Here is a 15,371-nt window from a genome sequence, read left to right on the forward strand (position 1 = left end):
AAGTTATTTAAATCTTAATTTAGTTAAATCATTTCCCGAAGGCTGCTGATAAATGTCGAGCTTAAAATATTTTGCTGACGCATTAATATATTCAAAAATTTCTGATTGCGTCTCTTCATATTCAATCCATGTTGTTGCTCGAGTAAAGCAGTATAGTTCTACAGGAAGCCCCATTGGAGTTGGTGGCATTGTTCTTATAACTAAATACATATCAGCCCGAACATCACCGCGCATCTTTATCCAATTGAGCATATATTTTCTAAATAACTGCAGATTAGTCACACCTTTGCTAACCATCCACTCATTTATATTTTCAATATCTGCTTCTTTTTCTTCAAGCATGGCTTCAATGCTTTTACTTAAAGCTGGCGTGTCTTTTAATTCATTAAATAGCGCTTCTGTTGCAAATGAAATAGAAGATTGATCAATATAAAAACTACGTTTAATCCGACGCCCACCAGAAGAAAACATAGGCTGCCAGTTAGTATATTTTTCTGTTAAGAAATCTTTTGTTGGAATACGTGAAATAGTGTTATCCCAATTGCGGACAGTAATAGTGTGTAGTGCGATATCTATTACTTCACCACTAATATTACTACTTGGTAGTTCTATCCAATCATAAAGCTTTAACACTTTACCATTAGAAATCAAAATATTAGCGACAAAAGACATTAGTGTGTGCTGAAAAACAAACATTAAAACAGCAGCAATAGCACCAAAACTAGAGATAATAATAAGCGGTGATTGTTCAGTAAATAAAGCAAGGATCAAAATAAACGAGATGAGCCAAACAATAATTTTGGCAATTTCTATATAACCTTTAATTGAGTTATTACGATGCCAAGTTTTTTTAGCGTGTCTAAGATTGAAAATATCAAGCGCGTTATTGAGTAGCGAAGCCGTATTTATGATGATAAAGGCGCGACATACTGTTTCAAAAATAATATTCATTTCTGGCGAAAAAGAAGGTAACAGCTGGTTGATATAAAGAACCAATGTTACAGCAACAATTGATGCACTCCTTTTCGCAATATCACCAATAGTCTCTTCATCAGATAATTCAGTAAATAAAAACAGTAAGCGTTTTACTATTCTGCGAAAAATCATCTTGGCAAGAAACCACACCGTCAATAACACAACAACTAAAAATAGTGTGGTGAAAATCTGCTTTGATACAATAAAATCGTAAACTTTAACCAGCTCTTCCATAAATAACACTCGCACCTTTTAAATACTGTTAATCATTTGAAGACACACCACAAAAAATGCAAGTAACAACTACATTTCATACAGCACTGACTATCATTGTCTCATTTATTTTATTTAAATAAACATCAATATGGATAAATAAGCGCTTTTCTAAGTTTTAAACACTATTTACAGTAAAAATCTTAGCGAGTTAAGCCAGCAAAATTAAAATTTACCAATAAAAAAGGTGGGAATTAGCCACCTTTTAATTAAATTCGATATTTTTGCTTTAGCGCGTCAATGTATATATTTATGCGTATAGTTTAGAATTACTTTTTATTTGATTGCTCATTAACAGATTCAAGGGTGTTATCCACCAATTCTGTTTCTGGGCGAAGAATACTGGCTAACTTAAAGACCAGACTTAACACGATACCAACTACTGTTGCTAGCGCCATACCTTTTAATTCAGCAGCACCAATTTGAATTGAAGCACCACTCACACCAACAATCAGAATAATTGCAGTTAATATTAAATTTTGAGGCTTATTGTAATCAACCTTAGAATCTAATAACACGCGAATACCTGATGCCCCAATAACCCCATAAAGCAGTAATGAAACCCCACCCATCACAGGTACAGGTACCGCAGCTATTGCCGCTGCCAATTTACCGATACAAGAGAGTAATATAGCTAAAATTGCAGCGCCGCCAATAACCCAAGAACTGTAGACTTTGGTTATTGCCATAACGCCGATATTTTCACCATAAGTGGTGTTAGGTGTAGAGCCAAAGAAACCTGAAATAATGGTAGAGAAACCGTTTGCAAACATAGAACGATGCAAACCAGGATTTTTCATCAAATCACGTTGCACAATATTTGCAGTCACAACAAGGTGTCCAACGTGTTCTGCAATAACCACTAATGCAGCTGGCAGAATAATAAAGATGGCACTCCATTCAAACCGAGGTGAATAAAAAGTAGGTAATGCAAACCAATTAGCTTCTTTAATTGGTGTAATATCAACGACTCCCATAAAGAAAGAAAGCGCATAACCCGCTAATACACCGATAAGAATAGGAATAATTGCAAGGAATCCCCTGAACATAACAGAACCTAAAATTGTTACGCCAAGAGTGACCATTGAAATAAGCAATGTTGTGTTATCTACAGGATTATCTGCGCTAGGTAATAAACCCGCCATTCCAGCTGCAGTTCCTGCTAATTCCAAACCAATAACGGCAACGATAGCACCCATTGCCGCAGGTGGAAACATCACATTAATCCATCCTCGCCCTGCTATTTTCACAATTCCAGCAACAAGACAAAATAACACCCCACAAACAATAAATCCCCCAAGTGCAAGTTCATAACCTAAAGGTAATAAAAGAAGCACTGGAGAAATAAACGCAAAGCTGGAACCTAAATAAGCAGGAATGCGTCCTTTACAGATAAAGAGATAAAGCAGGGTTCCGATCCCGTTAAATAATAATATTGTTGCCGGATTTACTTTAAATAAAATTGGCACAAGTACGGTAGCGCCAAACATTGCAAACAGATGTTGGAAGCTCAACGGAATCGTTTGTAATAATGGTGGGCGCTCTTCTACCCCGATTGCACGACGAGTCATGCTTACGACCTCTCTTTAGTATGTTGTGAAATGATTTTTGAATATCGTTTAGTTAAAGATAAGTAGTCCAAAAAAAAGCCGACTATCAAAGTCGGCTTAATTATTATTTCGTACCAAATATCTTATCACCAGCATCACCAAGACCTGGGACAATGTACCCGTGCTCATTAAGATGGCTATCAACCGATGCAGTATATAATTCAACATCTGGATGTGCTTCTTCTAATGCTTTAATTCCTTCTGGAGCAGCAACAAGTACTAATACTTTGATTGAAGTACAGCCAGCATTTTTTAATAAATCAATTGTGGCAATCATAGAGCCGCCTGTTGCTAACATTGGGTCAACAACAAGAGCCATACGCTCTTCAATATTGGATGCTAATTTTTGGAAGTAAGGGACGGGTTTTAATGTTTCTTCATCGCGGTAAACGCCAACAACACTGATTCGGGCACTAGGAATATTTTCTAATACTCCATCCATCATCCCGATACCTGCACGGAGGATAGGAACTACTGTGATTTTTTTTCCTTTAATCTGTTCTATCTCTACCGAGCCACACCAACCTTCAATTGTTACTGTCTCTGTTTCTAAATCGGCGGTAGCTTCATACGTCAGTAGACTGGAAACTTCTGAAGCCAGTTCACGAAAGCGCTTAGTGCTTATATCATGATCTCGCATCAGCCCCAATTTATGTTGAATGAGTGGGTGTTTTACCTCAACGATCTTCATAATTTCTCCTAATGTACGACGCAGCCTGACAAAAAAATCGCGAGATTATACCGCTTTTTTGTCAACAATCCATCGTTTTTCTATTGATATTGATCAAACGCACAGCTTTTAACCGCACCAACATGAATAATTGTGATCTAAAAAGAAGATCCTCGCAAACGATTGCTTAGCCTGTTAGAATAGCATCCGCACACATTTTATCTTAACGCAACTTGCCGTGAGGGCCCGAAGTGACAAACAAATCCTCTCTCAGCTATAAAGATGCCGGTGTCGATATTGATGCAGGTAACGCTTTAGTCGAACGTATCAAAGATGTAGTAAAAGAGACTCGCCGTCCTGAAGTTATGGGGGGGTTAGGTGGTTTTGGCGCATTATGTGCAATCCCAACTAAATACCGCGAACCCATTTTAGTCTCAGGTACTGATGGCGTTGGTACTAAACTTCGCCTTGCGATGGACTTGAATCGTCACGATGATATCGGTATTGATCTCGTCGCAATGTGTGTCAATGATTTAATCGTTCAAGGCGCAGAGCCCTTGTTTTTCCTTGACTACTATGCCACAGGAAAACTCGATGTCGATACCGCAGCACGAGTTGTTACTGGTATTGCGCAAGGTTGTAAACTATCGGGCTGTTCTCTTGTTGGTGGTGAAACAGCAGAAATGCCAGGCATGTATCATGGTAACGACTATGATATTGCAGGGTTTTGTGTCGGTGTTGTTGAAAAATCAGAAATTATTGATGGTAGCAAAGTAAAAGCAGGTGATGCATTAATTGCGCTAGCATCAAGCGGCCCACACTCTAATGGTTATTCATTAGTACGTAAAATTCTTGAAGTCAGCAATACATCTGCTGAAAACACCCCATTAGGTGATAAAACACTGGCTGATCACTTATTAGCCCCTACTCGCATTTATGTAAAATCACTACTTTCATTAATTGAAAATATTGATATTCATGCTGTTGCTCATATTACAGGTGGTGGATTCTGGGAAAATATTCCTCGCGTTCTACCTGAAAATACGCAAGCGCGTATTAATAGTAATAGCTGGGAATGGCCAATAGTTTTCCAATGGCTGCAAAATGCAGGGCAAGTTAGCACACATGAAATGTATCGCACCTTTAACTGTGGCGTGGGTATGCTAATCGCAATTAACCAAACTGATGTTGAAAAAACACTAGCACTACTGAATGAAAGTGGTGAAAAAGCATGGTTAATTGGTGAAATTGCGCCTCAGGCGGCAAATGAAGCCCAAGTTGTTATTAGTTAACAAAATATTAACTGAAACGTGCGAATGAAAAATATTGTTGTCCTAATTTCAGGAAATGGTAGCAATCTACAGGCGATTATCGACGCCTGTAGAAGCAATGAAATAGCAGGTAATATTGTTGCGGTATTTAGCAATAAACCCGAGGCTTATGGGCTTGAACGCGCAAAGCTTGCGAATATTCCTGCTCATTTTATCGACCCAGCCAACTTTAGTGATAGAGTCGCTTATGATGAAGCATTGATTGAACAAATCGATGCTTATCAGCCTGATATTGTGGTACTTGCTGGTTTTATGCGTATTTTATCGCCAGCTTTTGTCACTCATTATCAGCAGCGCTTATTAAATATTCATCCTTCACTGCTTCCCAAATACCCCGGATTGCATACTCATCGACAAGTATTGGCAAATAAAGATTCATTTCATGGTGTTACCGTCCATTTTGTTACTGAAGAACTCGATGGTGGCCCAATGATTCTTCAAGCTCGTATTCCTGTATTACCCGATGATACTGAGCAATCACTACAAGCCAGAATACAAACTCAAGAGTATCGAATCTATCCATTAGCAATTAGTTGGTTAGCTCAGGAACGGTTAAAAATGGTTGATAATCAATCATTTCTAGATGGTGTCGCGCTTTTCGATAATTTAGACTAACTATTTCATTTAAGGTAAAAAGTCACTTTGTGCTACACTGTAGCCCGCGTGACTTTTTTTATGTCACTCTTTTTTTGTTTAATTTAATGCATTCACCGAGGTGCTTATGTCCGGTGGTAAGAAAGTTCCACCTATAAAATTACGTCCTCTTGAACGAGAAGACCTCCCATTTGTTCATCAACTCGATAATAATGCTAGCGTTATGCGCTACTGGTTTGAAGAACCCTACGAAGCTTTTATCGAGCTTTGCGATCTCTACGGAAAACATATTCATGACCAAAGCGAACGACGCTTTATTGCTGAAAGTGAAGGCACTAAAGTCGGCTTAGTTGAGCTTGTTGAAATTGATTATGTTCATCGTCGTGCCGAATTCCAAATTATTATCGCACCAGCACACCAAGGGCATGGTTATGCCGCTCGTGCAGCAAAACTTGCGATGGATTATGCTTTTTCTGTACTTAATTTATACAAACTCTATTTAATCGTTGATAAAGAGAATGCCAAAGCGATTCATATTTATGAAAAACTTGGCTTTAAAAAAGAAGGTGATTTGATAGATGAGTTTTTTGTCAATGGTTCCTATCGCTCTGCGATTAGAATGTGCACATTCCAAGCCCCCTATTTTGAACAAAAAGCAAAAGAAACCAAGCCTGAAAGCTTCGTTAAACCAGGCGCGACAATAAAGCAGCATGTCTGATAAAATTCAGATATTATGATTTTACTTTAACCCGTGTTGGAGTTCAGATGTCCCAGGAACGACTCTATATTGACAAAGAAATCAGTTGGTTAGCGTTTAATGAACGCGTATTACAAGAAGCAGCTGATAAACGAAACCCGTTAATTGAAAGAGTCAGGTTTCTGGGGATCTATTCAAATAATCTTGATGAGTTTTATAAAGTGCGTTTTGCTGATGTAAAACGCCGTATTCTTATCAACGAAGAACGAGGTTCACGCTCTGGCTCTAGCCATGCCCGCCATCTCATAAAAAAAATACAATCAAAAGTAGCTAAGGCTGATCAAGAATTTGATGCTTTATATAATGATCTGCTACTTGAAATGGCTCGAAATCAAATATTTTTAATTAACGAACGTCAAATATCGCCTAATCAACAAATTTGGTTACGCCAATATTTCCGACAAAATTTAAGAAAACATATCACTCCTATTTTAATTAATCCTGAAACGAATTTAGTTGAGTTTCTTAAAGATGATTATACTTATTTAGCTGTCGAAATTGTACAAGGTCAAAATATCAATTATGCCTTGTTAGAAATTCCTTCAGATAAAGTGCCTCGCTTTGTGATTTTGCCAACAGATCAAGGCCGTAGTAAAAAGAAATCAATGATTTTGTTGGATAATATTTTGCGTTATTGCCTTGATGAAGTATTTAAAGGCTTTTTTAATTATGATTCTTTAAATGCTTATTCCATGAAAATGACTCGTGATGCAGAATACGATTTAGCCACGGAAATGGAATCAAGTTTACTTGAAATGATGTCATCAACACTAAAACAGCGTCTTACTGCGGAACCTGTGCGCTTTGTTTATCAGCGTGATATGCCTGACGAAATGGTGGCATTACTGCGTAGCAAATTAGGTTTATCAAATAATGACTCCGTTATTGCTGGTGGTCGTTACCATAACTTTAAAGATTTTATTAATTTTCCAAATGAGGGAAGTAAATTTTTATTAAATAAACAAATTCCGCGCTTACGCCATGTCTGGTTTGATAATTTCCGCAATGGTTTTGATGCCATTCGCGAGCGCGATGTCTTGCTCTATTATCCTTATCATACCTTTGAACATGTGCTGGAGTTACTCCGCCAAGCCTCTTTTGACCCGAGTGTTATCTCTATAAAAATCAATATTTATCGTGTTGCTAAAGACTCTCGTATTATTGATTCAATGATCCACGCTGCGCACAATGGAAAACGAGTGAGTGTGGTGGTTGAATTACAAGCACGTTTTGATGAAGCTGCAAATATTCATTGGGCCAAACGACTCACAGAAGCAGGTGTACATGTTATTTTCTCTGCACCAGGTTTAAAAATCCACGCAAAATTATTTATTATCTCGCGCTTAGAAGAAGGTGAAATAGTGCGTTATGCCCATATTGGCACAGGAAATTTTAACGAAAAAACAGCCCGTCTTTATACTGACTATTCGTTACTCACTACTAATCCAGAAATTACTAATGAAGTGCGTCGAGTATTTAATTTTATTGAAAACCCTTATCGCCCCGTCAGTTTTGAGCACCTAATGGTATCTCCTCAAAATTCACGCACTTTGCTTAACCAATTAATTACTAATGAAATTCATAGTGCTCAAGCGGGTCATCCGGCGGGGATTACTCTAAAAGTAAATAATTTAGTCGATGAAGAACTAGTGAATCGCCTTTATGATGCCTCTGAAGCGGGGGTTAAAGTTCGTTTATTGGTGCGCGGAATGTGCTCTTTAGTTCCTAATCAACAAGGCTTTAGTGAGAATATTCAGGTTACTAGCATTGTTGACCGCTTTTTAGAGCATGATCGTGTCTATGTTTTTACCAACAAAGGGGATGAGAAAATTTATCTTTCATCGGCTGATTGGATGACACGAAATCTAGATTATCGTATCGAGGTTGCTGTGGCGTTACTTGATCCTCAGCTAAAACAACGCGTTCTAGATATTCTCGATATTCAATTTAATGACACCGTAAAAGCGCGTTATATTGATAAAGACTTAACAAATGACTATGTTCCTCGTGGAAATAAACGTAAAATTCGAGCCCAATTAGCTGTCTATGAATATATTAAATCGTTAGAACAACCTGAATCACGAGCGTAATCATATGCCTTTATCACAAGAAGACTCTTCACCACGCCCGTTGGAAATTGCGGCTATTGACCTGGGTTCTAATAGCTTTCATATGATTATTGCCCGTGTCGTTAACGGTGCATTACAAGTATTAAGCCGTTTAAAACAACGTGTATATCTTGCAGATGGTCTTAACGATGACAATGAATTAAGCGAAGAAGCGATGCTACGTGGTCTTTCTGCACTTTCTCTTTTTGCTGAAAGATTACAAGGATTTCCTGCTGAAAATGTCACTGTTGTGGGTACACATACACTACGTGTTGCCACTAACGCGAAAGAATTTCTTCAACGCGCTAAAGAAGTTATGCCCTATCCTATTGAAATTATTTCGGGTCATGAAGAAGCTCGACTTATTTTTATGGGCGTTGAACACACTCAATCAGAAAAAGGGCGCAAACTCGTTATTGATATCGGCGGAGGTTCTACCGAATTAGTGATTGGTGAAAATTTTGAACCTATTCTAATCGAAAGCCAACGTATGGGTTGTGTCAGTTTTAGCCGTCAATTTTTTCCTGAACAAAAAATTAGTGAGTCTGCATTTCGCAAAGCACGCGAAAAAGCAGCACGAAAAATGAAAAAAATTGCATGGCAATATAAAATGACGGGTTGGGATGTCGCTTTAGGTGCTTCCGGCACAATTAAAGCCGCTCATGAAATTCTGGTTGAATTTGGTGAAAAAGACGGTGTTATCACCCCAGAGCGCCTACTTATGCTCACTAAGCAAGTATTGCGTTTTAAAAAATTCAAAGATATCGCCCTACCCGGTTTATCTGATGAACGTAAACATGTATTTGTACCAGGTTTAGCTATTTTATGTGGAATTTTTGATTCATTAGGCTTAAAAGCACTGCATTTATCTGATGGTGCATTACGCGAAGGTGTACTTTATGAAATGGAAGGCCGATTTCGTCACCAAGATATTCGCCAGCGTACCGCAAAAAGTCTAGCAGAACACTACAATATAGATAGAGAGCAAGCTAAACGTGTATTGACAACCATGCAGTTGCTTTATGATCAGTGGGCACAACAAAATCCAAAATTAGCAAAACCTGATTTAGAAGCAATTTTAGTTTGGGCGGTTATGTTACATGAGGTTGGCTTAAGTATTAATTTAAGTGGATTACATCGTCATTCTGCTTATATTTTGTCCAATACCGATTTACCCGGCTTTAACCAAGAACAGCAGTTACTTTTAACAACGCTGGTTCGTTATCACCGTAAGGGAATTAAACTAGATGAGCTACCAAGGTTTAATCTCTATAAAAAGAAACAATATTTCCCTTTAGTGCAAATATTAAGACTAGCAACATTACTTAATAATCAGCGACAATCGACGACAAAACCAGCATCTCTGCGTTTAGTCACTGATGAAAACCATTGGACTCTTTTTTTTCCTGCAAATTATCTTTCCGATAACACATTGATGGAACTCGATTTAGAAAAAGAACAAGAGCATTGGCAGTCAGTTCCCGGATGGAAACTAGATATAAAAGAGGAATCTGCTTAACAATATGATATTATACAGAAAAAGACGCTAGCCTGAGCGTCTTTTATTGCATTTATCTTACAACGACTATCACATAACAACATAGGTTTGATTTGTGACGATAATATGAACATCACCAATACAATATTGTTCAAGATTCATATTTTTTATACGGAGAAAACCGATAATCATCCTCAAATGGAATAATTAATATTTAAATGGTTATCTCCCTCGTAAGAATTAAAAAGGAATAACATGTCTCAACCAGCTATCAACAATGATACTGCGGCTGCCATCAATCCGTATTCACAAAAAGTGGCTCACCTGCGTCAGCAAATTTTGACCATCTTTCTCGAAGATGATCACTTTGTTGAAACCGTTCTTGGGGAAGCAAGTGAAAATGATAGACTGAGCCACCAAGAACTTCATGAGAAAATCACTACAGTAAGAGAATTACTACAAGATCTACACGCGGCAGATATTGCAGATATTCTTGAAGCCTTACCCTATGATGAACGTCTAGCGTTATGGCACTTAGTTGATAACAATGAGCGTGGTGCTGTTTTAGTCGAAGCTTCTGTCGCCGTTTGGGACAGTTTAATCAAAGATATGACAGACCGAGAGCTATTACGCTCGGTTGCGACATTACATGTCGACGAACAAGCTTATATCGCAGAGCATTTACCCCGCGATACCATGCGTCGTCTTCTAACCTATTTAGAACCAAGTCTGCGTAATAGAATTAGAGAAGTCCTTCAATATCCAAAAGACAGCGTCGGCCAGATGATGGATTTTGAATTCGTGACTGTGCGCGGCAATGTTTCTTTAAAAACAGTTCAACGCTATTTACGTCAACGTGGCTCAATCCCTGAAGCAACGGATAAAATCTTTGTTATCGACGGCGCTAATCATCTTCTTGGTGAATTGCCTTTAACTACAATATTAACGCAATCTCCTGAAAAACGAGTTTCAGAGGTAATGAAAACTGACACCGTGAGTTTTATGCCTGAAGAAAAAGGAGAAGACGCGGCAGGTGCGTTCGAACGTTATGACTTAATTTCAGCCGCAGTTGTTGATAGCAACGGTCTTTTAATGGGGCGACTAACCGTTGAAGATATCGTTGATAACATGCATGAAGAGAGTGATACCAATCTTCGTCGTATGGGGGGTTTAAGCCCAGAAGAAGACGTTTTTGCTCCAGTAGGACAAGCAGTAAAAACCCGTTGGACTTGGCTTGCAATCAACCTATGTACTGCCTTTGTTGCCTCTCGTGTTATCGGTGTTTTTGAAGATACTATTTCTCAGCTCGTTGCCTTAGCAACCTTAATGCCGATAGTCGCAGGTATTGGTGGTAATACAGGTAACCAGACTATCACGATGATTGTTCGTGCATTAGCTTTACACCAAATTCAAACTGGTAGCTTCTCATTCCTTATTTTAAGAGAGCTCGGCGTTGCGTTAATCAACGGTATTGTTTGGGGGGGCATCATGGGTGTTGTCACCTTCTTACTCTATGGTGATGCCGCTATGGGTGCTGTAATGACAATGGCGATGATACTTAACCTATTAATGGCCGCCATAATGGGAGTCCTTATTCCATTGATCATGATTAAAATGGGTAAAGATCCCGCGATAGGCTCAAGCGTTATGATCACTGCAATTACTGATACTGGCGGTTTCTTTATCTTCTTAGGCTTAGCAACACTGTTCTTAGTCTAAAACTATCCTTATTAAAATTACGCCACTGCACTTGATCCCCTAGTCAGTGGCGTTTTTATTTCTCTTATCATAAAGACTTTGCCCTTAGTCTTTCTTAAAAACTCAATATTATAATTATCAAACCAAACGTGATCCTTATTCATATTGCTAATATTTTTGACAGTTTAGCTTACATATCAACAACCTTTTCCTACCGCAACGACTGAGTATTTAGCTGGTTTTAATTTTATTTTATTGCATCTGGATAATTTTACTATCGAAGTGGTACAAGCTGATCACCAAATAGGTTTCGGTAAAAAAGGAATTGTCTTATATTAGCAAGTTGAAGATTTCACTGATGATCTTAAACATGTTCAGCCATTAGGTGTAAGACGTTATCAAGGCTCAATGGCGATAGATAATGGCTGCTATATGTGCCAAGCATAAGATAATTTTGGTAATTTAAAAGGGGTAGCAAAATCCAAGAATTGAAATTATATATTTAATAATGCAGTGCCATTACTTTCTTGTAATAGCACTGGCGAGTACATAATGCAAAGAACTAAGCTGTTGTAGAGAGGTAATAGTAAACTAGCAGTAATGCAACCACTAGCGATGTAATAAAGGTTTTTTTTACCGATGCTCTCAATAAATAGCTATCACTTTGCTCAATATTATTAAGCATACCTTTTAACACCAAACTCCCACCTAATGCGACGATAGAAAGTATTGCAAATAGAGAAATTGCGGTTAAGAGAACAGCGCTCATTGAAATTGAGACCATAAACCCTCCGACATATTGATTGACTCATTGATGTAATTATAATCAATAATTGGTTTTTTGCGCTTTATTTTCAATTTTATTTCTTCTTAACGCATAATAGATTTAAAAATCACACAGTGCATAAAAATACACAAATAGATTCAAAAAAACAAAATTAAAAGCAATTTAATATCAATATTTTTTAAATTATTGATATAATATTTCAATAACATTGAATTTAACATATAGTGGAATGTTCCAATAATAAGATAATTAACAGCTCATATTATCCAACCACACAAGAAATACTTTATCTATTCTCTAGTTATCATCTAATTTACAATAAATAATAAATATTAAAACTTATTATTTAACTATTAAATTAAAGAGTAAAATTATCATTAATATATTCAATATATATTGAGTCTTATTTAAAAATTTTAATTTAAAGGTCTATGATATATTTAAAGAATATTTTATAAAAAACCAAACAAACCTTAAATTTAAGTGATAAAAATAAGAATTTATTCATATAGCAGTTAAACAATCAATAATGGATATAGTTTTTAGTTAAAATCACTATTTTATTTTTAGCTATTTACATCATTAAGAGCTTCCTGTTATAACTTTAACCATCATCACAATATTATTCTTTCTCGTATAAATAGCCGATAAATAATTTTCTTCTATTATTTATATTTCGTTCTATTTTATTCGTTATTAATTAAAGAAAATTATCTGTGACTTTGTTATTAACCATTTTATCACGATGATTATTATAGGTTGTTATTATGACATCACAATCAACTCCGCCGTTGAGTCAACCTACGGCACGACCATTAAATCGCAGCGACTATAAAACGTTGGGTTTATCCTCACTTGGGGGAACTTTGGAGTTCTATGATTTCGTGATCTTCGTGTTCTTTACGAAAACATTGAGCCACTTGTTCTTTCCTGGTGAAAATGCATTTATCGCACAGATGCAAACCTTAGGTATTTTTGCCGCAGGTTACCTTGCTCGCCCATTGGGTGGCATTATTATGGCTCACTATGGCGATATTATCGGTCGTAAGCGAATGTTTACCTTAAGTATTTTCTTAATGGCAGTACCTACTTTAATTATTGGCTTATTACCGACCTATGAAACTATTGGTGTTATGGCGCCATTATTACTGTTATTGATGCGCATAATGCAAGGTGCTGCAATTGGTGGTGAAATGCCCGGTGCATGGGTCTTTATCGCCGAACACACGCCAAAACAGCGCTATGGCTTAGGTGTTGGTACATTAACATCAGGTATTACTGGTGGTATTTTATTAGGCTCGATAGTGGCAATTATTGTTCAACGTAATTATAGCGTTCAAGAAGTTAACGATTTTGCATGGCGTATCCCCTTTATTTTAGGGGGTGTTTTCGGTTTAATTTCTGTTTATTTGCGTAGATTTTTGCAAGAAACGCCTATCTTTAAAGAGATGGCCGCAAAAAAAGCTTTAGCACAAGAGATGCCTGTTGTCTCTGTTATTAAAAATCATAAACAAGCCTGTTTAATTACGGCTGCATTAACATGGTCATTATCTACCGCAATAGTTGTCACTATTTTGATGACACCAAGTGTCATTGTTGAGGGTATTTACAAAATTGATAGGACAACGTCTTTAGAGGCTAACTGTGTCGCAACATTAACCTTAACTTTAGGTTGTATCTTCTGGGGATGGATTGGCGATAAATTGGGTACACGTATTTCCATGACATTATCATGGGGTGGATTGATTTCTACTGCATTTTATTTCTATGGCAGTTTAGATACCACAATGTCAGGCATTCAATTAGCATTTAACTATGGTTTGATGGGCTTTTTTGTTGGCGCAATTGCAACTACACCCATTGTAAGTACAAGAGCATTTCCACCTTCTATTCGTTTTTCAGGGTTGTCTTTTGCTTACAATATGGCTTACGCCGTATTTGGTGGTTTAACGCCAATGTTAACGGGCGCTTGGTTAGAAAAAACTGCTATGGCAGGTGCTTATTATGTTGCGGGGGTTTCTGCATTAGCTATTGTTGTTGCATTCTTACCTTTAGCTTATAAAGGCTGGACGGCAGTTAAACCCTCAACTCATGAGAAAGATGTTGCATTACAAGCCGATAAAGCCATTAACTAAAATAATTCATTATCACAGTCCCCTTTCCAATACAGCATCTTTATAGGTGCTGTATTTTTTTGTTACATTATAACCTTTATGTATTAATAAAAAATAAATATACCTAAATATTATTTTTTCTAAGCATTTAAATGCAGTTATTCTGATTTTTTTATTTTTAAAATCAAATAATTGATAAGTTTATTTGAGGTCTTTACTCTATTACAAATGGATGTTTTACTTCATAAGTAATATAGAGGTTCGATGGTAACTAAAAATAATAAATCACTTTATAAAAAATTAAATGAACTCGAATTACAAGGTTATATTCCTTATAAAACCTATAAAAAACTTCAACAAAAACGCTGGCAATGGAAATCATCTCCATCAGGTATTCATTATTTCACACCAAATAATCCCTTAGAAATGGGACGTTATAATGACCCTTCTGGTAGAACAGGAGTTTGTTACACAGCTGACTATGCTGTTATTGCGATAGCTGAATCTTTAGGTCGCATTTATCAAAATAATAAAGCCGTTATTATTGGATTAAGTGATCTGCAAAAAGCACAGATATATACACTCACAACAACTCGAAAAGTGAAAATTATCGATATGCTCAGATTATCAGGAATATTACACATTACAGTAGATAAAATGATGGGCAAAAATTATGGTACAACACAAACAATAGTTGATTGGGCAGCAAATACCCCAGCACTTAATTATGATGGTATTGCTTATCCTTCACGCCATTATGCAGGTATATGTACAGCATTCTGGGCTCGAAAAGAAATAATACCTCCACTTATAGATGTTTCCGTCTGTTCCGTTGATTTATATATCGATAATAAAAAAGAGAATTTTCCTCAAAACTGGGTTGAAAAAGATATTTCAGGTCTTGAGATTATTACAGAAACCCTCAACTTTACTCTCAATGGAGATGATTAAAAGCT

At 36.9% G+C, this 15,371-nt stretch carries 12 protein-coding genes; 8 read left to right on the top strand and 4 right to left on the bottom strand.

Translation table 11 applies throughout. The annotated features are described in order from the left end of the window. Positions 1 to 3: 3 nt before the first annotated feature. The 3 genes from M997_RS11385 to upp all read right to left on the bottom strand — a co-directional run bounded on the left by M997_RS11385 (position 4) and on the right by upp (position 3,549). Positions 4 to 1,209 (bottom strand): mechanosensitive ion channel family protein, encoded by a 1,206-nt coding sequence (locus M997_RS11385; RefSeq protein WP_064720241.1) that lies wholly within the window; start codon positions 1,207 to 1,209, stop codon positions 4 to 6. Positions 1,210 to 1,517: 308 nt separating this feature from the next. Next, positions 1,518 to 2,819 carry a uracil permease gene (gene uraA / locus M997_RS11390; protein WP_064720242.1) on the bottom strand — a complete coding sequence of 434 codons (1,302 nt, stop codon included), beginning with the start codon at positions 2,817 to 2,819 and terminating at the stop codon, positions 1,518 to 1,520. A 103-nt stretch (positions 2,820 to 2,922) separates the two neighbouring features. Further along, a complete protein-coding gene (gene upp / locus M997_RS11395; protein ID WP_064720243.1) occupies positions 2,923 to 3,549 on the bottom strand; it encodes a uracil phosphoribosyltransferase in 627 nt (208 codons plus the stop codon). A gap of 230 nt (positions 3,550 to 3,779) precedes the next feature. Between upp and purM the strand changes: the two genes are divergently transcribed. From purM to mgtE, 6 genes are all read left to right on the top strand, one after another. Then, positions 3,780 to 4,820 (top strand): phosphoribosylformylglycinamidine cyclo-ligase, encoded by a 1,041-nt coding sequence (purM, locus tag M997_RS11400; protein ID WP_064720244.1) that lies wholly within the window; start codon positions 3,780 to 3,782, stop codon positions 4,818 to 4,820. A 24-nt stretch (positions 4,821 to 4,844) separates the two neighbouring features. Beyond that, positions 4,845 to 5,474 carry a phosphoribosylglycinamide formyltransferase gene (purN, locus tag M997_RS11405; protein WP_064720245.1) on the top strand — a complete coding sequence of 210 codons (630 nt, stop codon included), beginning with the start codon at positions 4,845 to 4,847 and terminating at the stop codon, positions 5,472 to 5,474. 106 nt (positions 5,475 to 5,580) lie between these two features. Continuing rightward, positions 5,581 to 6,171 carry a spermidine N1-acetyltransferase gene (speG, locus tag M997_RS11410; RefSeq protein ID WP_064720246.1) on the top strand — a complete coding sequence of 197 codons (591 nt, stop codon included), beginning with the start codon at positions 5,581 to 5,583 and terminating at the stop codon, positions 6,169 to 6,171. A gap of 47 nt (positions 6,172 to 6,218) precedes the next feature. Continuing rightward, entirely contained in the window at positions 6,219 to 8,300 is a 2,082-nt protein-coding gene (gene ppk1 / locus M997_RS11415) for a polyphosphate kinase 1 (RefSeq protein WP_064720247.1), read from the top strand. Between the two features lie 4 nt (positions 8,301 to 8,304). Continuing rightward, the gene (gene ppx, locus M997_RS11420) at positions 8,305 to 9,837 is read left to right on the top strand and encodes an exopolyphosphatase (RefSeq protein ID WP_064720248.1); all 1,533 of its coding nucleotides are present in this window, start codon (positions 8,305 to 8,307) and stop codon (positions 9,835 to 9,837) included. Positions 9,838 to 10,071: 234 nt separating this feature from the next. Next, positions 10,072 to 11,535: a magnesium transporter gene (gene mgtE / locus M997_RS11425; protein ID WP_064720249.1), complete on the top strand. Its 1,464-nt coding sequence runs from the start codon at positions 10,072 to 10,074 to the stop codon at positions 11,533 to 11,535. A 541-nt stretch (positions 11,536 to 12,076) separates the two neighbouring features. On the opposite strand, the gene M997_RS11430 is transcribed toward mgtE, so the two are convergent. Continuing rightward, on the bottom strand, positions 12,077 to 12,298 hold the full coding sequence (locus M997_RS11430; RefSeq protein ID WP_064720250.1) for a hypothetical protein: 222 nt from the start codon (positions 12,296 to 12,298) through the stop codon (positions 12,077 to 12,079). 770 nt (positions 12,299 to 13,068) lie between these two features. Here M997_RS11430 and M997_RS11435 point away from each other — a divergent pair. Further along, positions 13,069 to 14,436, top strand: a complete 1,368-nt coding sequence (locus tag M997_RS11435; RefSeq protein ID WP_064720251.1) for an MFS transporter — start codon at positions 13,069 to 13,071, stop codon at positions 14,434 to 14,436. A gap of 243 nt (positions 14,437 to 14,679) precedes the next feature. Further along, the gene (locus M997_RS11440) at positions 14,680 to 15,366 is read left to right on the top strand and encodes an RES family NAD+ phosphorylase (RefSeq protein ID WP_064720252.1); all 687 of its coding nucleotides are present in this window, start codon (positions 14,680 to 14,682) and stop codon (positions 15,364 to 15,366) included. Positions 15,367 to 15,371 lie beyond the last annotated feature (5 nt).

Source organism: Proteus hauseri ATCC 700826 (assembly GCF_001654965.1).
In the GTDB taxonomy this organism is placed as follows: Bacteria; Pseudomonadota; Gammaproteobacteria; order Enterobacterales; family Enterobacteriaceae; genus Proteus; species Proteus hauseri.

What these genes read in the sequence shown, in the direction of transcription:
- M997_RS11385 (WP_064720241.1), bottom strand. Translation starts at nt 1,209, where the DNA reads ATGGAAGAGCTGGTTAAAGTTTACGATTTTATTGTATCAAAGCAGATT.
- uraA (WP_064720242.1), bottom strand. Translation starts at nt 2,819, where the DNA reads ATGACTCGTCGTGCAATCGGGGTAGAAGAGCGCCCACCATTATTACAA.
- upp (WP_064720243.1), bottom strand. Translation starts at nt 3,549, where the DNA reads ATGAAGATCGTTGAGGTAAAACACCCACTCATTCAACATAAATTGGGG.
- purN (WP_064720245.1), top strand. Translation starts at nt 4,845, where the DNA reads ATGAAAAATATTGTTGTCCTAATTTCAGGAAATGGTAGCAATCTACAG.
- speG (WP_064720246.1), top strand. Translation starts at nt 5,581, where the DNA reads ATGTCCGGTGGTAAGAAAGTTCCACCTATAAAATTACGTCCTCTTGAA.
- ppk1 (WP_064720247.1), top strand. Translation starts at nt 6,219, where the DNA reads ATGTCCCAGGAACGACTCTATATTGACAAAGAAATCAGTTGGTTAGCG.
- ppx (WP_064720248.1), top strand. Translation starts at nt 8,305, where the DNA reads ATGCCTTTATCACAAGAAGACTCTTCACCACGCCCGTTGGAAATTGCG.
- mgtE (WP_064720249.1), top strand. Translation starts at nt 10,072, where the DNA reads ATGTCTCAACCAGCTATCAACAATGATACTGCGGCTGCCATCAATCCG.
- M997_RS11430 (WP_064720250.1), bottom strand. Translation starts at nt 12,298, where the DNA reads ATGGTCTCAATTTCAATGAGCGCTGTTCTCTTAACCGCAATTTCTCTA.
- M997_RS11435 (WP_064720251.1), top strand. Translation starts at nt 13,069, where the DNA reads ATGACATCACAATCAACTCCGCCGTTGAGTCAACCTACGGCACGACCA.
- M997_RS11440 (WP_064720252.1), top strand. Translation starts at nt 14,680, where the DNA reads ATGGTAACTAAAAATAATAAATCACTTTATAAAAAATTAAATGAACTC.